17 protein-coding genes and 1 riboswitch are annotated in these 20,173 nt (G+C 71.6%); of the genes, 11 read left to right on the forward strand and 6 right to left on the reverse strand.

What is annotated here, in order from left to right:
• Positions 1-95: 95 nt before the first annotated feature.
• Together ABT092_RS11400 and ABT092_RS11405 are read right to left on the reverse strand one after the other, a co-directional pair.
• Positions 96-1,628: a hypothetical protein gene (locus ABT092_RS11400; RefSeq protein ID WP_351242368.1), complete on the reverse strand. Its 1,533-nt coding sequence runs from the start codon at positions 1,626-1,628 to the stop codon at positions 96-98.
• 143 nt (positions 1,629-1,771) lie between these two features.
• Positions 1,772-1,990: a hypothetical protein gene (locus ABT092_RS11405; protein ID WP_351242370.1), complete on the reverse strand. Its 219-nt coding sequence runs from the start codon at positions 1,988-1,990 to the stop codon at positions 1,772-1,774.
• Between the two features lie 185 nt (positions 1,991-2,175).
• Here ABT092_RS11405 and ABT092_RS11410 point away from each other — a divergent pair, with 185 nt between their 5' ends.
• A complete protein-coding gene (locus ABT092_RS11410; protein WP_351242372.1) occupies positions 2,176-3,156 on the forward strand; it encodes a carbohydrate kinase family protein in 981 nt (326 codons plus the stop codon).
• Positions 3,157-3,206: 50 nt separating this feature from the next.
• Here ABT092_RS11410 and ABT092_RS11415 read toward each other — a convergent pair whose 3' ends face one another.
• Positions 3,207-4,592 carry a cysteine desulfurase/sulfurtransferase TusA family protein gene (locus tag ABT092_RS11415; protein WP_351242374.1) on the reverse strand — a complete coding sequence of 462 codons (1,386 nt, stop codon included), beginning with the start codon at positions 4,590-4,592 and terminating at the stop codon, positions 3,207-3,209.
• Positions 4,593-4,952: 360 nt separating this feature from the next.
• Between ABT092_RS11415 and ctaC the strand changes: the two genes are divergently transcribed.
• From ctaC to ABT092_RS11435, 4 genes are all read left to right on the forward strand, one after another.
• The gene (gene ctaC, locus ABT092_RS11420) at positions 4,953-5,912 is read left to right on the forward strand and encodes an aa3-type cytochrome oxidase subunit II (protein WP_351242376.1); all 960 of its coding nucleotides are present in this window, start codon (positions 4,953-4,955) and stop codon (positions 5,910-5,912) included.
• 2 nt (positions 5,913-5,914) lie between these two features.
• Positions 5,915-7,663, forward strand: a complete 1,749-nt coding sequence (ctaD, locus tag ABT092_RS11425; protein ID WP_502968421.1) for an aa3-type cytochrome oxidase subunit I — start codon at positions 5,915-5,917, stop codon at positions 7,661-7,663.
• Positions 7,660-8,058 carry a cytochrome c oxidase subunit 4 gene (locus ABT092_RS11430; RefSeq protein ID WP_351242379.1) on the forward strand — a complete coding sequence of 133 codons (399 nt, stop codon included), beginning with the start codon at positions 7,660-7,662 and terminating at the stop codon, positions 8,056-8,058. The genes ctaD and ABT092_RS11430 overlap by 4 nt, the downstream gene beginning before the upstream one ends.
• 129 nt (positions 8,059-8,187) lie before the next feature.
• Positions 8,188-9,453, forward strand: coding sequence for a L,D-transpeptidase (locus tag ABT092_RS11435; RefSeq protein WP_351242381.1), 1,266 nt, complete (start codon positions 8,188-8,190; stop codon positions 9,451-9,453).
• 40 nt (positions 9,454-9,493) lie between these two features.
• Here the strand turns inward: ABT092_RS11435 and ABT092_RS11440 are convergent, their stop codons facing one another.
• Complete coding sequence (locus tag ABT092_RS11440) at positions 9,494-9,895, reverse strand: DNA-binding transcriptional response regulator (RefSeq protein WP_351242383.1); 402 nt, start codon at positions 9,893-9,895, stop codon at positions 9,494-9,496.
• Between the two features lie 211 nt (positions 9,896-10,106).
• Here ABT092_RS11440 and ctaE point away from each other — a divergent pair, with 211 nt between their 5' ends.
• The 6 genes from ctaE to ABT092_RS11470 all read left to right on the forward strand — a co-directional run bounded on the left by ctaE (position 10,107) and on the right by ABT092_RS11470 (position 17,445).
• Positions 10,107-10,727, forward strand: coding sequence for an aa3-type cytochrome oxidase subunit III (gene ctaE / locus ABT092_RS11445; RefSeq protein ID WP_351242385.1), 621 nt, complete (start codon positions 10,107-10,109; stop codon positions 10,725-10,727).
• A gap of 74 nt (positions 10,728-10,801) precedes the next feature.
• Entirely contained in the window at positions 10,802-11,611 is an 810-nt protein-coding gene (gene qcrC, locus ABT092_RS11450; RefSeq protein ID WP_351242387.1) for a cytochrome bc1 complex diheme cytochrome c subunit, read from the forward strand.
• A complete protein-coding gene (gene qcrA, locus ABT092_RS11455) occupies positions 11,608-12,666 on the forward strand; it encodes a cytochrome bc1 complex Rieske iron-sulfur subunit (RefSeq protein WP_351242389.1) in 1,059 nt (352 codons plus the stop codon). Before qcrC ends, qcrA begins: the two co-directional genes overlap by 4 nt.
• Positions 12,663-14,303, forward strand: a complete 1,641-nt coding sequence (gene qcrB, locus ABT092_RS11460; RefSeq protein ID WP_351242391.1) for a cytochrome bc1 complex cytochrome b subunit — start codon at positions 12,663-12,665, stop codon at positions 14,301-14,303. Before qcrA ends, qcrB begins: the two co-directional genes overlap by 4 nt.
• A 219-nt stretch (positions 14,304-14,522) precedes the next feature.
• A complete protein-coding gene (gene trpD, locus ABT092_RS11465) occupies positions 14,523-15,587 on the forward strand; it encodes an anthranilate phosphoribosyltransferase (RefSeq protein WP_351242393.1) in 1,065 nt (354 codons plus the stop codon).
• A gap of 107 nt (positions 15,588-15,694) precedes the next feature.
• A riboswitch (SAM riboswitch) is annotated at positions 15,695-15,811 on the forward strand.
• Between the two features lie 245 nt (positions 15,812-16,056).
• A complete protein-coding gene (locus ABT092_RS11470) occupies positions 16,057-17,445 on the forward strand; it encodes an aminotransferase class V-fold PLP-dependent enzyme (protein ID WP_351242395.1) in 1,389 nt (462 codons plus the stop codon).
• Here ABT092_RS11470 and ABT092_RS11475 read toward each other — a convergent pair.
• Both ABT092_RS11475 and ABT092_RS11480 read right to left on the reverse strand, forming a co-directional pair.
• Positions 17,388-18,608 (reverse strand): glycerate kinase, encoded by a 1,221-nt coding sequence (locus ABT092_RS11475; protein ID WP_351242397.1) that lies wholly within the window; start codon positions 18,606-18,608, stop codon positions 17,388-17,390. The genes ABT092_RS11470 and ABT092_RS11475 overlap by 58 nt on opposite strands.
• A gap of 66 nt (positions 18,609-18,674) precedes the next feature.
• On the reverse strand, positions 18,675-20,069 hold the full coding sequence (locus tag ABT092_RS11480) for an SLC13 family permease (RefSeq protein WP_445402905.1): 1,395 nt from the start codon (positions 20,067-20,069) through the stop codon (positions 18,675-18,677).
• Between the last annotated feature and the right edge of the window lie 104 nt (positions 20,070-20,173).

Below are 20,173 nucleotides of genomic sequence, written 5' to 3' on the forward strand. Positions count from 1 at the left end.
CCCGCCGCCCCGTGCGGCGCGTCCGGTCGCCCCAACGCGGTGGTGGCGGTACCCGTCCGGGTACCGCCACCACCGCGTTCACGTCCCGCGCTGCGTCAGGGGGCTTCCTCCGCCTGCTGCGGCCAGCCCGCCGGAGCCCGGTCCGCCAGCGGCGCACCCCGGTCGTCCACGACCTTCCGGTCCCCGAGCGGCCCGTCCAGCTCGACGGTCATCTCGTAGTACTTCGCCAGGGCCACGCACATCCGCCCGTCCTCGACGGTCTCCGTGACCCGCACCACCACCTCGTCGCCACGGGCCCGCGCCGTCGCCTCGTACGTACCGCAGACCCCGCCGGTGAAGTGCAGCACCAGCCGGTCCCGCCGGGTCCCCGCGACCTCGTACCAGCCGACCTCCGTGTCCCGGGAGACCGGCGCCCCCTTCGACGGGGCCGGCACGGAGAGCCCCGGGGCCGGGGTCTTGGGGCCGGCCGGCGGTACGGCGGGGCCCGTGACCAGGTGCTCCGGGGCGACGGCCGGATGGGTCACCGTGTACGGCTCGTCCGAACCCTCCGGGCGCACCTCGAACAGCCAGGACGGGACGAGCACCGGAGCGCCCCCGGAGAGCTGGGAGGCCAGCCCGAACTCCGCACCGGTCACCGGCAGCGGCTTCGCCGCCGGCGCCTTCACGCTCTCGGGGCAGGACGCGGTGGTGTCCTCACGGTGCGGCACCGCGGTGGCGCAGCCGCCGATCCCCACCGGCCGTCCGCCCGTCCCGTTCAACAGCGCCAGCGCCTTCGCCGCGCTGATCACCGGGTAGCTCGCGCCCCGGGCCAGCGGAGCCAACTGCCCGTTCCCGCCGACGACCTCGCCGCCCGGTCCGATCCGCAGCCCCGTCGACCAACCGAAGGTGGGTCGGCCGTCCACCACGGGCGCCGCGTTCACCACCCGGGTCGTCCCCATCAGCTGCCGGGCGTCCAGCTTCGCGCCGCCGTGGCCGAGCGCCTTGAGCACCGGCGCCGCGGCGGCCTTGGCCCCCGACTCGTCGATCGGCTCCACCTCCGCGGAAGCGCCCGGCACCCGCGGCGCACGGGGCTGCTCCTCGGTGGCGCACCGGGTCACCGCCGCGCAGTGCGGATCCGTCGCGTTCCGGGTGAACGTCCACGCCCCGGCCCCGCCCGCGGCGACCTGCAAGGAGGCGCCGGTGCCGGCCTCCGCCGTCCCGACCCGCCAGGCGTCGCCGTCGCGCACCGGCTCGCCCGCCACCCCGAGGGCCGCCGCCAACCGGCCGACCCGGTCCCGTCCGACCGGCCCGTCCGGCCGGTGGACGGCCGCGGCCTTCGGGCCCTCGGGCAGGGCCCCGCGCGCCCGGTACCGCCCGCCCGAGGGGTCGGGCTCCCCGGGCGCGATCCCCGGTGAACCCGCACGGACCGGATGGTCGTCCAAGGCCAACGGCGGGGGGTCGCCGTTCCGTTCGGAGGCGGCCGTCCGGTCCGCCCCGCCGCTCTGGCCGGCGGCCACGGCCCAGTAGGTGCCGCCGCCTGCGACCAGCACCGCCGTCGTGACGGCGGCGACGGTGACCCGGGAACGCCGGGGGGCGCGCCGACGCACGGTGTCGTCGGGGGTGACCGGGCCGACTGGGTTGCTGCTCACCGCATCGCTCCTTCGCCTGCGCCGCATCCGCGCGAAGGAGCGCGGGCGGGTCTGGCCCTCGTCCACCGGCCGGCGGACGCCGATGGGACGCGGGCGGAGGGCGCACGGTTCCCCGCCGACGCGGGACGTCACCCTCCCGGGTGTCACCCCCCGTGGCGCGGGAACCCGGCGGCGAACATCGCGTCCAGCAGCCGGGCGGCGGAGGGCGGGACGACGACTCCGGTCAGCGCCCGCGCCGGCGGTGGCGCCGACCGGGGTTCCGGTTGCCAGTGCGGGGCCATCCGGGCGCAGTCGCCGCGCAGTGCGGCGAGACCGCCTTCGAGGTCGTGGGGGGAGCGGTCGGGGAGGGGGAGATCGGCCATGAGGAAACGGTAGGCGTCCGGAACCGTACGAAAGAAGCCCTACTATCAGGTAGTTTTCCGGCTTTCGGGTGATTCGGACCGTTGCGACGACCGGGTAGCGTGAAGTGTTCACTTTCGGGCCCCGGGCCGTGCACCGTACGCGGGCCCCTCCAGCCGCCCCCCAGTTCCCCCAGGAGCGCCCCGCCGTGCGTATCGCAGTCTCCGGCTCCATCGCCACCGACCATCTGATGACCTTCCCCGGACGGTTCGCCGAGCAACTCGTCGCCGATCAACTGCACACGGTCTCCCTCTCCTTCCTCGTCGACGCCCTCGACGTCCGTCGCGGCGGCGTCGGCGCCAACATCGCCTTCGGCATGGGTCAGCTCGGTGCACGGCCGATCCTGGTCGGGGCCGCCGGTGCCGACTTCGACGAGTACCGCGCCTGGCTCGACCGGCACGGGGTCGACACCGAGTCGGTCCGCATCTCCGAGGTGCTGCACACCGCCCGCTTCGTGGTCACCACCGACGCCGACCACAACCAGATCGGCTCCTTCTACACCGGCGCCATGAGCGAGGCTCGCCTCATCGAGCTCAAGGCCGTGGCCGACCGGGTGGGCGGCCTCGACCTCGTCCTCATCGGTGCCGACGACCCGGAGGGCATGCTCCGCCACACCGAGGAGTGCCGCAGCCGCGACATCCCGTTCGCCGCCGACTTCTCCCAGCAGATCGCCCGGATGAACGGCGACGAGATCCGCGTCCTGCTGGACGGCGCCACGTACCTCTTCTCCAACGAGTACGAGAAGGGCCTGATCGAGGCCAAGACCGGCTGGAGCGACGAGGAGATCCTCGGCCGGGTCGGCCACCGGGTCACCACCCTCGGCGCCCGCGGCGTCCGCATCGAGCGGGTCGGACACGACCCCATCGAGGTCGGGGTGCCCGAGGAGGACGCCAAGGTCGACCCCACCGGCGTCGGCGACGCCTTCCGCGCCGGCTTCCTGTCCGGCCTCGCCTGGGGCGTCGGCCTGGAGCGGGCGGCCCAGGTCGGCTGCATGCTCGCCACCCTGGTCATCGAGACCCTCGGCACCCAGGAGTACCAGCTGCGCCGCGTCCACTTCGTGGACCGCTTCACCAAGGCGTACGGCGAGGACGCCGCGAACGAGGTGCGGTCGCACCTCCGCTGCCCCTGAACGGCGGCCCCGGGAACGACGCGGTGCCGGGCCCCGGCCCGGCACCCCGTTCACACCAGTCGGACCACCCGGTAGGAGGACCCCCGCTCCGTGCGGGACTCGCCCGCGTACCGCTGTCCCCGCATCTCGCACCAGGCGGGGATGTCCAACCGGGCCGCCTCGTCGTCGGCGAGCACCACGACCGCGCCGCCCACGGGCACCCGGTCGATCACCTTCGCCAGCTCGATCACCGGCAGCGGGCACCGCTTCCCCAGGGCGTCCACCACCAGCTCCTCCACCGGCGGGCCGGCCGGGGACGGGTCGGGAGCCGCCCCGCGCAACCGTCCGCGCACCGACTCCACCACCCCGGGCAGCACCGCCAGGAACCGTTCGACGTCCGCCCCGTCCGTGCCCACCGGCAGCGAGACGCGGACATTGCCCTCGCTGAGCACCCCCATCGCCCGCAGCACGTGGCTGGGCGTCAGGGTGCTGCTGGTGCACGAGGAGCCCGAGGACACCGAGAACCCGGCCCGGTCCAGCTCGCCCAGCAGGCTCTCGCCGTCCACGTACAGGCAGGAGAAGGTGACCAGGTGCGGAAGCCGGTGCTCCGGGTCCCCCACCACCTCGGTGTCGGGCACCTCGGCCGCCACCCGCTCCCGCAGCCGGGCGGTCAGCGCCCGCAGCCGGGCGCCCTCCGCGGCGGCCTCGGCCCGCACCGCCCGCAGCGAGGCGACGGCGGCCACGATCGCCGGCACGTTCTCGAAGCCGGGCGCCCGCCCCGACTCCCGCTCGTCCACCGGCCCGCGCGGGGCGAACCGCACCCCCTTGCGCACCACCAGCACCCCCACGCCCGCCGGGCCGCCCCACTTGTGGGCGCTGCCGGTGAGCAGGGACCACTCCCCGGGCACCGCACCCCAGGCCAGCGACTGCGCGGCGTCCACCAGCAGCGGCACCCCGGCCGCCCGGCACCGTTCGGCGACGTCCGCCACCGGCTGCTCGGTGCCCACCTCGTGGTTGGCGGACTGGAGGCAGGCCAGTGCGGTGTCCGGGCGGAGCAACTCGGCGTAGGCGTCCACCCGCACCGCCCCGGTCCGGGTCACCGGGACCGTCGTCACCCGGCCGCCCGCGGCCTCGTGGACCTCGGCCGCGTGCAGGACGGAGGAGTGTTCGACCGCGGAGACCAGCAGCCCGTCGCCCACGCGTCGCCGACCGGCCAGGGCCCCGGCCACCCCCTCGTGCACGGCCCGGGTCCCCGAAGGGGTGAACACCAGCTCGTCCGGTCGGCAGCCCACCGCCTCCGCCGCCGCCTCCCGGGCGGCGTCCAGGAGCATCCGGACCCGGCGGCCCTCGCGGTACAGCCGGGCGGGGTCGGCCCACCCCTCGTCCAGCGAGGCGAGGAGGGCCTGGCGGGCGACGGGGTGCAGCGGGGCGGAGGACGCGGCGTCGAAGTAGGACACGCCCGTACCGTAACCCCCGCCCCCACCGGGCCGGGGCGCCCGCCGAACGGGGGAGGCGCCACGTGTCGGCGGGCGGCTTCCGGAGGGGGCGTCAGAAGGGCCGCGCCCGGGGCCGATCCCGCGCTCCGATCCGGCCTGGAACAGCGTCTTCCGCTTGACCTCCGGGGCTCCGACCAGCAGCGCACCACCCCTTCGGGGAGTCGAACGGCGCGTTGGGCACCCTCCCCGCGCGACCCCAAATAGCGTCCAGTAGGGTTTGGTCCGCATAAACATCCAAACCCCTGCCCGCCGCAGGGCGGCGACCGACCAGCGAGAAGGCCGCAGCCGACCGCGCGGGCGAGACTCTCGGGAAGGCGCTACGTGAGTCCCAACGGCTCCGACCGCTCGCCGCGGCGCCCGATGCGGCGGAAGCTGCTGCAGGCACTGACTGCGGGCCTGGTCCTGGCGACCGCCACCGGTTGCACATACAAGGACTTCCCCCGCCTGGGTATGCCGAGCCCGGCCACCGAGGAGGCGCCCCGCATCCTCTCTTTGTGGCAGGGCTCGTGGGCCGCCGCGCTCGCCGTCGGCGTGCTGGTGTGGGGCCTGATCCTGTGGAGTGTCTTCTTCCACCGGCGCAGCCGCACCAAGGTCGAAGTTCCCCCCCAGACCCGGTACAACATGCCGCTTGAGGCCCTGTACACCGTGGTTCCGATCCTCATCGTCTCGGTGTTCTTCTACTTCACCGCGCGCGACGAGTCGAAGCTCCTGAAGCTGGACGACAAGCCCGCCCACGTGGTGAACGTGGTCGGCTACCAGTGGTCCTGGGCCTTCAACTACATCGAGCAGGTCCCCGGCTCCACGGGCGACGCGAAGAAGGACAAGAACCTCGCGGCCATCCCGGACCGCTTCCAGGAGGACTTCCCGGCCAACGCGGGCGGCGTGTACGACTTCGGCGTCCCCGGCACCCGGAACCCGGAGAACAACAACCCCGGCCCGACCCTCGTCCTCCCCAAGGGGGAGAAGGTCCGCTTCGTCCTCACCTCGCGCGACGTCATCCACTCCTTCTGGGTGGTGCCGTTCCTGATGAAGCTGGACGTCATCCCGGGCCACACCAACGCCTTCGAGGTCACCCCCAACAAGGAGGGGATCTTCATGGGCAAGTGTGCCGAGCTCTGCGGTACCGACCACTCCCGCATGCTCTTCAACGTCAAGGTCGTCTCTCCCGAGGCGTACCAGGAGCACCTGAAGCAGCTCGCGGAGAAGGGCCAGACCGGTTACGTCCCGGCCGGTATCGAGCAGACGAAGCAGGAGAAGAACCGGGAGACGAACCAACTGTGAGCATCATCAACGACCCTTCACGGGACGCGAAGGTGGCTGACGACTCGTACGAGAACGAGTTGCCGGTCCGTCGCAAGCAGCCCGGCAACGTCGTGGTCAAGTGGCTCACCACCACCGACCACAAGACCATCGGTACCCTGTACCTGGTCACCTCGTTCGTCTTCTTCATCATCGGCGGCGTCATGGCGCTGTTCATGCGCGCCGAGCTCGCCCGCCCGGGCACGCAGCTGATGTCGAACGAACAGTTCAACCAGGCGTTCACGATGCACGGCACGATCATGCTGCTGATGTTCGCGACGCCGCTGTTCGCGGGCTTCGCGAACTGGATCATGCCGCTCCAGATCGGTGCCCCCGACGTCGCGTTCCCGCGACTGAACATGTTCGCCTACTGGCTCTACCTGTTCGGTTCGCTCATCGCGGTCGCGGGCTTCCTGACCCCGAACGGTGCCGCGGACTTCGGTTGGTTCGCCTACTCGCCGCTCTCCGACGCGGTCCGCTCGCCGGGCATCGGCGCGGACATGTGGATCATGGGTCTGGCCTTCTCCGGCTTCGGCACGATCCTCGGCTCGGTCAACTTCATCACCACGATCATCTGCATGCGCGCGCCCGGCATGACGATGTTCCGCATGCCCATCTTCACCTGGAACGTGCTGCTGACCGGTGTGCTGGTCCTGCTCGCCTTCCCGGTGCTGGCCGCGGCCCTCTTCGCACTGGAGTCGGACCGGAAGTTCGGCTCGATGATCTTCGATCCGGCCAACGGCGGCGCACTGCTCTGGCAACACCTCTTCTGGTTCTTCGGCCACCCCGAGGTGTACATCATCGCCCTGCCGTTCTTCGGCATCATCTCCGAAGTCCTGCCGGTGTTCAGCCGCAAGCCGATGTTCGGTTACTCCGGACTCATCGGCGCGACGATCGCCATCGCCGGCCTCTCGGTCACGGTGTGGGCGCACCACATGTACGTCACCGGTGGCGTGCTCCTCCCGTTCTTCTCCTTCATGACGTTCCTCATCGCCGTCCCGACCGGCGTGAAGTTCTTCAACTGGATCGGAACGATGTGGAAGGGCTCGCTGTCCTTCGAGACCCCGATGCTCTGGGCGATCGGCTTCCTGATCACCTTCACCTTCGGTGGTCTGACCGGTGTCATCCTGGCCTCGCCGCCGCTCGACTTCCACGTCTCCGACTCGTACTTCGTGGTCGCGCACTTCCACTACGTCATCTTCGGCACCGTGGTCTTCGCGATGTTCGCCGGCTTCCACTTCTGGTGGCCGAAGTTCACCGGGAAGATGCTCGACGAGCGCCTCGGCAAGATCACCTTCTGGACGCTGTTCATCGGCTTCCACGGCACCTTCCTGGTCCAGCACTGGCTGGGCGCCGAGGGTATGGCCCGCCGGTACGCGGACTACCTGAACGCGGACGGCTTCACCGCCCTGAACACGATCTCCACGATCAGCTCGTTCCTGCTCGGCCTGTCGATGCTGCCGTTCTTCTACAACGTCTGGAAGACCGCCAAGTACGGCAAGAAGGTCGAGGTCGACGACCCCTGGGGCTACGGCCGCTCGCTGGAGTGGGCCACGTCCTGCCCGCCGCCCCGGCACAACTTCGTCACCCTGCCGCGCATTCGTTCCGAATCCCCGGCGTTCGACCTGCATCACCCGGAGATCGCCGCGCTCGACCAGCTGGAGAACGCGGGCGGGCACCTCGGCCCCGGTTCCGGTGAGGCGCTGGCTGGCGGCAAGGAGGCCGGCAAGTGAAGATCCAGGGCAAGATGTTCATCTGGCTGAGCGTCTTCGTGCTCGTCATGGCGATCGTCTATGGCGTGTGGTCGAAGGAGCCGGTCGGCACCACGGCGCTCTTCATGGCCTTCGGCCTGTGCATCATGATCGGCTACTACCTGGCCTTCACGGCCCGGCGGGTCGACGCGGGCGCACAGGACAACAAGGAGGCCGACGTCGCGGACGACGCCGGTGAGGTGGGCTTCTTCAGCCCGCACAGCTGGCAGCCGCTCGCGCTCGCGGTGGGCGGCGCGTTCGCCTTCTGCGGCGTCATCTTCGGCTGGTGGCTGCTCTACTTCTCGGCGCCGATCCTCGTGGTCGGCCTGCTGGGTTGGGTCTTCGAGTACTACCACGGCGAGAACCAGAACCAGTAGCACCCGCTGAGCACCCGTACGGGGCCCGGACACTCCACCCGGAGGTCCGGGCCCCGTCGTACGCCCCGACACCCCCCGTACGGCTCACCCGCCGTGCTTGACAGGGGGGACGTTCATAGGCTCGCAACCATGAACCACTCACCGCGCACGCGTACGGTCATGAGCTGCACGACGCTGGTGGTCGCCCTCCTCGCGGGCGCCACCGCCTGTGACGAGCCCGCCGGCCATCCGCTGTCCGCCGCGCCGTACGACGCGGCGAGCCAGGTCGTCCTGGGAGCCGCCGCGAGCGGTGCCAAGCTCGACCCCGACCGGCCGCTGGAGATCACGGCCAAGCCCGGCGGCGGGGGCCGCATCACCGACGTCACCGCCACCGACGCCGCCGGCCGGTACGTGGCCGGCACCCTCTCCGCGGACGGCACCCGTTGGCGCACCACCGTCCCCTTGGCCGCGGGCGCCCACTACACGGCCCGGGTCAGCACCGAGAAGGCGGACGGCTCGCCCGGCCGCAGGGTCGTCACCTTCGAGACGGGAGTCCCTGCCAAGAAGCGCGAGTTGACGGTCACCTTCGGCCCCGAGGAGGGCACCTACGGGGTGGGGCAGCCGATCATCGCCGAGCTGAGCGAGCCCGTCACCGACAAGAAGGCCCGTGCCGCGGTCGAACGCGGGCTGAAGGTCGAGTCGATGCCCGCCGTCGAGGGCTCCTGGTACTGGCTCGACGACCAGGTCCTGCACTACCGCCCCAAGGAGTACTGGCCCGTCAACGCCACCGTCCGGGCCCGCAGCGCCCTGGAGGGCATCAAGGTGGGGACCCGGCTGTGGGGCGGCGAGAGCGCGCCGCTGACCTTCACCACGGGGGACCGGATCGTCGCGGTCGCCGACGCCTCCGCGCACCGCATGACGGTGTACCGCAACGGAGAACAGATCAACTCGATCCCGGTCACCACCGGCAAGCCCGGCTTCGAGACCCGCAACGGCATCAAGGTGGTCCTGGGCAAGGAGTACTTCGTCCGGATGCGCGGTACCAGCATCGGCATCGCCGCGGGCACCTCGGAGTCCTACGACCTCCCCGTGTACTACGCCACCCGCGTCACCTGGAGCGGGGAGTACGTGCACGCCGCACCCTGGTCGGTGGGTTCGCAGGGCTCCGCCAACGTCAGTCACGGCTGCGTGGGCATGAGCACCGGCAACGCGGCCTGGTTCTACGAGACCGTCCGCCCGGGGGACCTGGTCAAGGTCGTCAACAGCTACGGCGAGGACATGGCGCCCTTCGGCAACGGGTACGGGGACTGGAACCTGGACTGGACGGAGTGGCAGGAGGGCAGCGCGGTCACCGGTGACGCCGGCCCCCGCACCCCGCCCCCGGCCCAGCAGGCCCGGCTGCGCCCCCGGACCTGAGCCGGGGACGCGGCGCCGGAACGGGGCCCGCGGGACCCTCCTACGCCCGCACGGCCAGCCGGCTGCGCAGCAGCCCGGCCAGGGCCTCCGCGAACTCCACCGGCTCCACCGGGTGGGTCACCGCGGCCTCGGCGCGGCTCCAGGTGGCCAGCCAGGCGTCCTGGGGCCGGCCGATCAGCAGCAGCACCGGCGGGCAGCGGAACACCTCGTCCTTGATCTGCCGGCAGACGCCCATGCCGCCCGCGGGCACCGCCTCCCCGTCCAGCACGCACACGTCGATGCCGCCCCGGTCCAGTTCCTTGAGCACCGCGGGCAGGGTGGCGCACTCGACGAACTCGACGGGCGGCAGGTCCGCGGCCGGTCGGCGCCCCGCGGCCAGCCGCACCTGCTCCCGCGTGTTCGCGTCGTCGCTGTAGACCAGCACCGTGGCGGTCGGCTGCATTGTTCCTCCGAGTGCGTGCGGGCACCGGGACCGTGGGGCCCGGGGCTGTGGGATGCCTGGGACGGGAACCGCTGGGGCGGATGCTACTCGCTCGGACACGTCGTCAACACCGGTTCGGACGCCGCTTCGATGGGCCATCCGGGCAGCGCACACGGGGTGGACACACCGAACGGCACCCCCCGGAGTGAGGGCGAGATAAGCGACCGACATAATGTCGGTCGTGGCGACAGCAACGACAGTAGAAACCGGGCCCGCGCACCCGTCGGTCAATCGGCCGAACCTCACCAGCGTCGGAACCATCATTTGGTTGAGTTCCGAGCTGATGTTCTTCGCGGCGCTCTTCGCGATGTACTTCACCCTGCGATCGGTGACCGGTCCCGACTTCTGGAAGGAACAGGCGTCGACCCTGAACCTCCCGTTCTCGGCGACGAACACCACGATCCTGGTGCTCTCCTCCTTCACCTGCCAGCTCGGCGTTTTCGCCGCCGAGCGCGGGGACGTGAAGAAGCTCCGGATGTGGTTCATCGTGACCTTCATCATGGGTGCGATCTTCATCGGCGGTCAGATCTTCGAGTACACGGAGCTGGTGAAGGAGTACGGCCTGTCGCTGTCCTCCGACCCGTACGGCTCCGCGTTCTACCTGACCACCGGCTTCCACGGACTGCACGTGACGGGGGGCTTGATCGCCTTCCTCCTGGTCCTGGGTCGCACCTACGCGGCCAGAAGGTTCACCCACGAGCAGGCGACCGCCGCGATCGTCGTGTCCTACTACTGGCACTTCGTCGATGTCGTGTGGATCGGCCTCTTCGCCACGATCTACTTGATCAAGTAATCGGGCCGCGCCCCCAGGGCCGCTCCCGACAACCAGAAGCATCGACGCAGAAGATCCTGACACCGGGGTAATCCGTGAAAAAGCTCTCCGCACGACGACGCCACCCGCTGGCGGCGGTCGTCGTCCTACTCCTCGCGCTGGCGGCCACCGGGGGGCTGTACGCCGCGTTCGCGCCGGCGGACAAGGCGCAGGCCGATGAGACCGCCCAGTCCCTCGCCATCGAAGAGGGCAAGAAGCTGTACGCCGTCGGCTGCGCCAGCTGCCACGGCACGGCCGGTCAGGGCAGCTCCGACGGTCCGCCGCTGGCGGGCGTCGGCGCCGCCGCCGTCGACTTCCAGGTCGGTACCGGCCGGATGCCGATGGTGGCCCAGGGTGCCCAGGCCCCGAAGAAGAAGAAGGTCTACACGCAGGCCCAGATCGACCAGCTCGCGGCCTTCGTCTCCACGATGGGCCCCGGCCCGGAGGTGCCCACCGAGGACCAATACAGCCTCGAAGGCGCGGACGCCGCCAACGGCGGTGAGCTGTTCCGCAACAACTGCGCGCAGTGCCACAACTTCACCGGTCAGGGCGGTGCCCTCACCAAGGGCAAGTACGCCCCCAGCCTGGAGGGCGTCAGCCCCAAGCACCTCTACGAGGCCATGCAGACCGGGCCCCAGAACATGCCCTCCTTCCCCGACACCACGCTGCCGGAGAAGGAGAAGAAGGACATCATCGCCTACGTCAACGCGGTCAACGGGGACAAGACGGTCAACCAAGGTGGTCTGACCCTCGGCGGCCTCGGGCCGGTCAGTGAGGGCCTGTTCGCCTGGATCTTCGGTCTCGGTGCGCTGATCATCACTGCCATCTGGGTCGCCGCTCGGACCGCAAAGGCCAAGAAGTCATGAGTAGCCAAGACATTCCAGAAGAGAACCTGCCCGCAGCGCAGGACCACGCCCACGGCTCGGTAGCCCTCGCGGACACGGAGAACCCGTTCGCGGACCCGGGACTGCCGCCGCACGAGCACCGCATCCAGGACATCGACGAGCGGGCCGCCAAGCGGTCCGAGCGCACCGTGGCCCTGATGTTCGTGCTGTCGATGCTGGGCACGATCGGCTTCATCGTCGCGTACGTGATGATCCCGGTCGACAAGGCCATCTACGTGTGGCCGATCGGGCACACCAACGCCCTCAACTTCACCCTGGGCCTGACCCTCGGCGTGTCGTTGTTCCTCATCGGCGCGGGAGCGGTCCACTGGGCCCGCACCCTGATGTCCGACATGGAGATTGCCGACGAGCGCCACCCCATCGCCGCCTCCCCCGAGGTCAAGGCGAAGGTCATGGCGGACTTCCGGCAGGGCGCCGAGGAGTCCGGCATGGGCCGGCGCAAGCTGATCCGCAACACGATGTTCGGTGCGCTGGCGCTGTTCCCGCTCTCCGGCGTCGTCCTGCTCGGCGGTCTGGGCCCGGCGCCCGGCACCAAGCTCCGCCACACCCTGTGGGCCAAGGGCAAGCTGCTCGTCAACATGAACACCGACGAGCCGCTGCGTCCCGAGGACATCGCCGTCGGTTCGTTGACCTTCGTCAAGCCCGAGGGCCTGGAGGAGCACGACCACGACTTCCTGGTCGAGATCACCAAGGCCGCCGTGATGATCGTCCGGCTCCAGCCCGGGGACATCAAGGACAAGCAGGAACTGGCCTGGTCGCACGACGGGATCGTCGCCTACTCCAAGGTGTGCACCCACGTCGGTTGCCCGATCAGCCTGTACGAGCAGCAGACGCACCACGCGCTGTGCCCGTGCCACCAGTCCACCTTCGACCTCTCCGACGGCGCCCGGGTCATCTTCGGCCCCGCCGGCCACCCGCTCCCGCAGCTGCGGATCGGTGTGAACAAGGAGGGTTACCTCGAGGCGCTCGGCGACTTCGACGAGCCTGTCGGTCCGGCCTTCTGGGAGCGCGGATGAGTACCACGACGACCACCGAGACCCAGACCCGCCGGGGCAAAGCGCCCGCGGGCGAGCGGGTCGCCGACTGGGCGGACGGCCGGCTGGGGATCTACTCCCTCGCCAAGGCCAACATGCGCAAGATCTTCCCGGACCACTGGTCCTTCATGCTGGGTGAGGTCTGCCTCTACGCCTTCATCATCATCATCCTCACGGGTGTCTACCTGACCCTGTTCTTCCACCCGTCGATGAACGAGGTGGAGTACCACGGCCCCTACGCCCCGCTCCAGGGCCAGTTGGTGTCCGAGGCGTTCAACTCGACCATGAAGATCTCCTTCGAGGTCCGCGGCGGTCTGCTGATCCGGCAGATCCACCACTGGGCCGCGCTGATCTTCCTGGCCGGCATGTTCGCGCACATGATGCGCGTGTTCTTCACCGGCGCGTTCCGCAAGCCGCGCGAGGTCAACTGGGTCTTCGGCTTCCTGCTGTTCGTCCTCGGCATGTTCACCGGTTTCACCGGCTACTCGCTCCCGGACGACCTGCTGTCGGGCACCGGTGTCCGCTTCATGGAGGGCGCGGTCCTCTCCGTGCCGATCGTGGGCACGTACCTGTCGTTCTTCCTCTTCGGCGGGGAGTTCCCGGGCCACGACTTCGTGGCGCGCTTCTACTCCGCGCACGTGCTGTTGCTGCCGGGCATCATGCTGGGCCTGATCGTGGCCCACCTGATCCTCGTCATCTACCACAAGCACACCCAGTTCCCCGGCCCCGGCCGGACCCAGAAGAACGTCGTCGGCATGCCGCTGATGCCGGTCTACATGGCCAAGGCGGGCGGCTTCTTCTTCCTGGTCTTCGGCGTCATCGCGGTCATCTCGGCGCTGTTCACCCTGAACCCCATCTGGTCGATCGGCCCCTACCGACCCGACATGGTCGGCACCGGCGCCCAGCCCGACTGGTACATGGGCTTCTCCGAGGGCCTGATCCGCGTCATGCCGGGTTGGGAGATCAACTTCGCCGGACACACCCTCGTCCTGGGCGTGTTCATCCCGCTGATGGTCTTCCCGCTGGTGCTGGTCGCGATCGCGGTCTACCCGTTCATCGAGTCCTGGGTCACCGGTGACAAGCGCGAGCACCACCTGCTGGACCGTCCGCGCAACGCTCCGACCCGTACGGCCGTGGGCGTCGCCTGGATCACCTGGTACGTGGTCATGCTGATCGGCGGTGGCAACGACCTCGTCGCCACGCACTTCCACCTCTCGATCAACGCGATCACCTGGTTCGTCCGCATCGCGTTCTTCGTGGGGCCGGTCGTGGCCTTCATCGTCACCAAGCGGATCTGCCTCGGCCTCCAGCGCCGGGACCGGGACAAGGTGCTGCACGGACGCGAGTCCGGCATCATCAAGCGCCTGCCGCACGGTGAGTTCATCGAGGTCCACGAGCCGCTCAACCAGGAGCAGCTGCACACGCTCACCCAGCACGAGCAGTACAAGCCGGTCGAGATCGGCCCGCTGGTCGACGAGAACGGCGTGAAGCGCAAGGTCTCCCCGGTGCAGAAGCTGCGGGCCCGTCTCTCCAAGGGCTACTACGGCGAGCAGGGGCAGATCGAGAAGCCCAGCGTCGAGGAGTACAAGGAGATCCAGAGCGGCCACGGCCACCACTGAGTCTCCCGCGCCGGGGCCCGCACGGGCCCCGGCGGGTCGCCACCCGAAGGGCCCCGTCCACTGCACGGACGGGGCCCTTCGCGTCCTCCGCGCCTCGATAGGGTGGATCCCCAGGCACGACGACACCGCACGACACGCGACGTCGACGGCCGCCCCTCCGGGCGGCCCCGTCCCCGTACGCCGTACGCACCCCGCACGGCCCGCACCCAGGAGCGACCCATGAGCGCTGTGACCCCCGCCGGAGGCGACACCCTGGCGGCCCGTTCCTGGCCGGAGGTCCTCACCGCCTTGCTCTCGGGGGCGGACCAGAGCGCCGACGCCACCGCCTGGGCGATGGACCGGATCATGCAGGGGGAGGCCACCGACGCGCAGATCGCCGGCTTCGCCGTCGCCCTGCGGGCCAAGGGCGAGACCGTGGAGGAGCTCACCGGACTCGTCGACGCCATGTACCGGCACGCCCGCACCATCGAGGTGCCCGGTCCCAGCGTGGACATCGTCGGCACCGGCGGCGACAACGCCCGCACCGTCAACATCTCCACCATGTCCGCGATCGTCGTCGCCGGGACCGGGGCCAAGGTCGTCAAGCACGGCAACCGCGCCGCCTCCTCCGCGAGCGGGGCCTCCGACGTGCTGGAGAAGCTGGGCGTCGATCTGGAACTGACGCCGGAGCGGGTGGCGGAGGTCGCCGAGGAGGCCGGGATCACCTTCTGCTTCGCCGCCAAGTTCCACCCGGCCATGCGGCACGTCGGCGCCGCCCGCAAGGAACTGGGCATCCGCACCGTCTTCAACTTCCTCGGCCCGCTCACCAATCCGGCCCGGGTCCGGGCGCAGGCCACCGGGGTCGCCGACGCGCGGATGGCGCCGGTGGTCGCCGGCGTGCTCGCCGAACGCGGCTCCTCCGCCCTGGTCTTCCGCGGCGACGACGGCCTGGACGAACTGACCACCACCGCCCCCTCCACGGTGTGGGTGGTGCGCGACGGCGCGGTGGCCGAACAGCGCTTCGACCCCCGGGAGGTCGGCATCGACCTGGTGCCGGTGGAGGCGCTGCGCGGGGCGGACGCCTCCCACAACGCGGAGGTGACCCGCCGGCTGCTCGCGGGCGAGACCGGACCGGTGCGGGACGCGGTGTTGCTGAACTCGGCGGCGGCCCTGGTGGCGCTGACGCCCGGCACCGAGCCGTTGACCGAGCAGATCCGCACCGGCCTGGCGCGCGCCGCCGAGTCGATCGACTCCGGTGCGGCCCACCGGGTCCTGGAGCGCTGGGTCGCCGCCACCAACGCCTGACCGCACCCGTCCTCCCGCCGGCCGTCCCGCCCCGTGCGGGGCGGCCGGCGGCGCACCGCCGGGACGGGGTGGTGCGCCCGCGCGATCGTCTGGCATGATGCATCCCAGGTCATGAGTGACAGCGCATCGGCCCCGGCCTGCTGTCCGGCAACCCTCCGTCCGTGGCGGGGTGCCCCGGGTGAAGACCAGGTCGTAGGCAGCGAGGTCTACGGCAAGCGCGGACCCCTCGCGTCTCTCCAGGGGTCCTGGTCGTCGAGGGAGCGGTTTCCGTGAGCAAGCGAATGCGATAGGGCGCAGCGCCCCACCTCCGCGCACGCCCCGTCCGGTGTGTCCCTTCACCCCTTCCCGCGTCCTCCCACGCCCCGTCCCGTTCCGGTCCGTGCGCTCCGCCGTCCGGTGCCGGTCGACGTCCCGCCGCGCGGCGGTCCGGCGTGGCTCAGACGCGCCCTGCCTCACCCGGGAGTCCGTCATGTCCGCACGTGCCACCACCGCCGAGCCCGCCTGCACCGCCGCCGAACCGCTGCTGCCCGTGCTGGGCCGCGAGGTGACCGTCCCCCTCGTCACCGGCGGCGAGGTGACCTACGCGGCGCTCGACTACGCCGCCAGCGCCCCCGCCCTCCAGCGGGTCTGGGACGACGTCGCCGCCTACGCCCCCTACTACGGCAGCGTCCACCGGGGCGCCGGCTACCTCTCCCAGCTCTCCACCGACCTGTTCGAGAACGCCCGCCGGACCGTCGCCGGGTTCCTCGGCTGCCGGGAGGGCGACCAGGTGGTGTTCACCCGCTCCACCACCGACTCGCTGAACCTGCTCGCCGCCGCCCTGCCCGCGGGCTGCCAGGTGTTCGTCTTCGAGACCGAGCACCACGCCTCCCTGCTGCCCTGGCGCGACGCCCGCGTCACCTACCTGGACGCGCCGCGCACCCCCGCCGAGGCGGTGGACACCCTGGAGCGGGCGCTGGCCGACCGCGACCCGTACGGGCCGGCACTGGTCTGCGTGACCGGCGCCTCCAACGTCACCGGGGAGCTGTGGCCGGTGCGCGAACTGGCCGCCGCCGCGCACGCCCACGGCGCCCGGATCGTGCTGGACGCGGCCCAACTCGCCCCGCACCACCCGGTGGACGTGGCGGACCTGGACGTCGACTGGATCGCCTTCTCCGGACACAAGCTCTACGCCCCCTTCGGCTCCGGGGTGCTCGCCGGGCGCGCGGACTGGCTGCGCACGGCCGAGCCGTACCTGGCCGGCGGCGGTGCCTCCCGGAAGGTGTCGCGCCGGGCCGACGGGGGCGTGGACGTGGAGTGGCACGAGGACGCGGCCCGCCACGAGGCCGGTTCCCCCAACGTGATCGGCGCCTACGCCATCGCCTCCGCCTGCACGGCGCTCACCGAGGCCGGGTTCGACCGTCTGGTGGCCCGGGAGCAGGAGCTGATCGACCGGGTGCGCGCCGGCTTGGCCGAGGTGCCCCAGGTGCGGGTGCTGTCGCTGTTCGGGGACGACGCGCCCCGGGTCGGCGTCCTCTCCTTCGTGGTGGACGGCTGGAACAGCTCGCACTTCGCCGCCGCGCTCTCCGCCGAGTACGGGATCGGGGTGCGCGACGGGCTGTTCTGCGCCCACCCGCTGGTGCGCACCCTGTTGGGCACCGACCCGCAGGACCCGGGGGAGTGCGGGGCGCCCGAGGCCGCACCCGGGGAGCGTTCGCTGAACGCGGTCCGGGTCAGCTTCGGCGCGGGCACCCCCGACGAGCACGTGGACCGGTTCGTCCGGGCCGTGCGGGAACTCGTCGTCGAGGGCGCCCGCTGGAGCTACCGCACCGAGGACGGGCGCTGCGTGCCGGACCGGACGGCGCCCACCGGCTCCTGAGGACGGCCCCCGGACAGCCGGGTGCCGAGCTGGACCATCCGCAGGGCGCGTTCGGTGGCGTCGGTGAGCAACTCGCCGCCGCGGCCGAGCGCCTCGGTGAGGTCCATCGGCGCGGGCATGATCGACGCGTAGGCGTCCACCCCGACCGAGCGCACCCGGTGGGCGCCCTCGCCCAGGGTGCCGGCCAGCGCCAACACCGGGCGGTCGTGCAGCTTGGCGCGGCGGGCGACCTCGGCGGGGACCTTGCCGCGCGGGGTCTGGTGGTCCAGCGCGCCCTCGGCGGTGATGACCAGGTCGGCGCGGGCCAGCCGCTCGTCGAGCCCGATGCGGTCCAGCAGCACCTCGAACCGGGGCAGCAACTCGGCGCCCAGCGCGGCGAGTCCGGCGCCGAGGCCGCCGGAGGCTCCGGTGCCGCGGCCGTGGCACAGGTCGGTGGGCACCTTGAGGTCACGGGTGAGAACGGCGGCCCAGTGCTCCAGGGCGGCGGCCAACTGCTCCACCTGCTCGGGGGTCGCGCCCTTCTGCGGGCCGAAGACCCGGGCCACCCCGCGCTCCCCGCACAGCACGTTGTACGGGTTGCAGGCGACCCGGATGCGGGTCTCGGCCAGCCGCGGGTCCAGCCCGGTGGCGTCGATGCGGTCCAGCCGGGACAGGGCGCCGCCGCCGCGCGGGAGTTCCTCGCCGTCCGCGTCCAGCAGTCGGGCACCGAGCGCTTGGAGGGCGCCCGCGCCGCCGTCGGAGGTCCCGGAGTCGCCGCAGCCGACGAGGACGTGCCGGGCCCCGGCGTCGAGGGCGGCGAGGATCAACTCGCCGACGCCGTAGGTGGTGGTGGCCCCCGGGTCCCGCAGGCCCCGGGGCACCAGGGAGAGCCCGGCGATCGCGGCCATCTCGACCACGGCGGTGCCCTCGGCGTCGCCGAGCAGGGCGAAGTGGGTGCCGATGCGCTCCCCGGTGGGGCCGGTGGCCCGCAGCGGGACCAACCGTCCGCCGGACGCCGTGGCCAGGGCGCGGGCGGTGCCCTCGCCGCCGTCGACCAGCGGTATCAGGTCGATCTCGGCGTCGGGGAGCACCCTGCGCACGCCGGCGGCGATGGCTTCGGCGGCGGCTTCGGCGGACAGGGACTCCTTGAAGCCGCTGGGGGCGACGGCGAATCGGGTGAGCATCGTGGGTACTCCTGGGGGTGAGGGTGTGCGGGCGGATCGCCCGCGGGTGCGGGGCCGAAGCCCCGGTCAGGGGGTGAGGGGGACGCCCAGCAGCGGCCAGACCGCGACGGCGAACAGCAGCACCAGCACGGCGGTGAGCGGAGCCAGCACGGCGGACATCCGCAGCAGGTCCCCCGGGGTGTAGGTCGGGATGCCGGGCACGTCGGAGTAGAGCGTGACGGGCTTGGCCGAGGCCGGCAGGGTGTGGCAGAAGCCGGCGGCGGCGGTGGAGGCGAGGGCCGCGGCCACCGGGTTGACCCCGGCGGAGGCCGCTGCCGCGACGACCAGCGGCACCAGCACCGAGGAGCGCGCGGAGCGCGACTGGAGGAGCAGGTGGGCGCCGGTGGACACGGTGATGACCACGGCGAGGAACAGCCACGGCGGCAGGTCCAGCGGGATGCCGCCCACCAGCCAGGCGGCGGCCCCGGAGTCGGACAGGGCCAGGCCCATGGCCATGGTGGCCGCCATGAACAGCAGCATCGACCAGGGCACCGTCTTCAGGGCGTCCTTGAGCCGCACCGTGCCCAGTGCGGGGGAGGAGGCCACGACCGCACCGATCAGGGCCACCACGGCGGGCGGCACCCGGTGCAGCGGCTCGCTGCACCACAGGGCGATCACGGTGGCGAGCAGCAGGGCGCAGCGGGTCTCGGCCGGCTCCCAGGGTCCGGTGACGGGCCGCTCGCTGTGCTCCTGGATCTCCTCGGCGGTGATCTGGACGGGGCCTTCGCGGTCGGCGCGCTTGGTGGTGGTGAAGAGCACCACCTCGGCGGCCAGGTGGGAGGAGACGATCGCCAACGGCAGGCCGATGAGCAGCCATTCGGTGAAGCCGATCCGCTGGCCCACCGCGTCCCAGAGCACGGACACGGTGATCAGGTGCGCGCCCGCGCCGATCAGGGTGGCGACCGCGGAGAGCAGGATCACCGTGGGGAACAGCAGGGCGAGCATCACCACCAGGCGCTTGCGGTCGGCGAGGACCTTGGCCAGGGCCAGGAAGACCGGCATGGCGAGCGCGGCCCGGCCGGAGGTGGCGGGCACCGCGAACGCGGTCACCACCAGGGCGGCCGTCGTCAGGTGCACGAGTTGACGGACGTTGCGGGCGCCGCTGACCAGGAAGGCCGCGGCGCGGCCGGCCAGCCCGGTCCGGGAGACCGCTGCGGCCAGCACGAAGGCGCAGATCAGCAGCCACACGGTGTCGTCGCCGAGCGTGCCGAACAGCGCGTCGCTGCTGATCACGCCGGTGGCGGTGAGGGCGAGTCCGGCGCCGAGCGCGATGTAGGTGTCGTCGATCGGGGTGCCGATCCACGCGCAGGTGGCCAGCGCGAAGACGGCCAGCGTGATCCGCGCGTCGCCGCCCAGTCCCGGGAAGTTGCCGGGTACCACGAGCACCGCACAGATGCTCAGGGCCACGCACAGGGTCGCCATTTGCCGGTAGTTCACAGTCACATGAAGAAGGTTTCACCCGGGCGGTGAGTGCTCCATGAGCCGTTGATGAAGGGAACTTCACGGAAGGCGGGCCCCGCCGGCAC

Source organism: Streptomyces sp. NPDC002490 (assembly GCF_040296045.1).
In the GTDB taxonomy this organism is placed as follows: domain Bacteria; phylum Actinomycetota; class Actinomycetes; order Streptomycetales; family Streptomycetaceae; genus Streptomyces.

Coding starts and splice junctions, on each gene's coding strand:
- ABT092_RS11405 (WP_351242370.1), bottom strand. CDS start 1,990: ATGGCCGATCTCCCCCTCCCCGACCGCTCCCCCCACGACCTCGAAGGC.
- ABT092_RS11435 (WP_351242381.1), top strand. CDS start 8,188: ATGAACCACTCACCGCGCACGCGTACGGTCATGAGCTGCACGACGCTG.
- ABT092_RS11440 (WP_351242383.1), bottom strand. CDS start 9,895: ATGCAGCCGACCGCCACGGTGCTGGTCTACAGCGACGACGCGAACACG.
- ctaE (WP_351242385.1), top strand. CDS start 10,107: ATGTCGGTCGTGGCGACAGCAACGACAGTAGAAACCGGGCCCGCGCAC.
- qcrA (WP_351242389.1), top strand. CDS start 11,608: ATGAGTAGCCAAGACATTCCAGAAGAGAACCTGCCCGCAGCGCAGGAC.
- qcrB (WP_351242391.1), top strand. CDS start 12,663: ATGAGTACCACGACGACCACCGAGACCCAGACCCGCCGGGGCAAAGCG.
- trpD (WP_351242393.1), top strand. CDS start 14,523: ATGAGCGCTGTGACCCCCGCCGGAGGCGACACCCTGGCGGCCCGTTCC.
- ABT092_RS11470 (WP_351242395.1), top strand. CDS start 16,057: ATGTCCGCACGTGCCACCACCGCCGAGCCCGCCTGCACCGCCGCCGAA.
- ABT092_RS11475 (WP_351242397.1), bottom strand. CDS start 18,608: ATGCTCACCCGATTCGCCGTCGCCCCCAGCGGCTTCAAGGAGTCCCTG.
- ABT092_RS11480 (WP_445402905.1), bottom strand. CDS start 20,069: ATGGCGACCCTGTGCGTGGCCCTGAGCATCTGTGCGGTGCTCGTGGTA.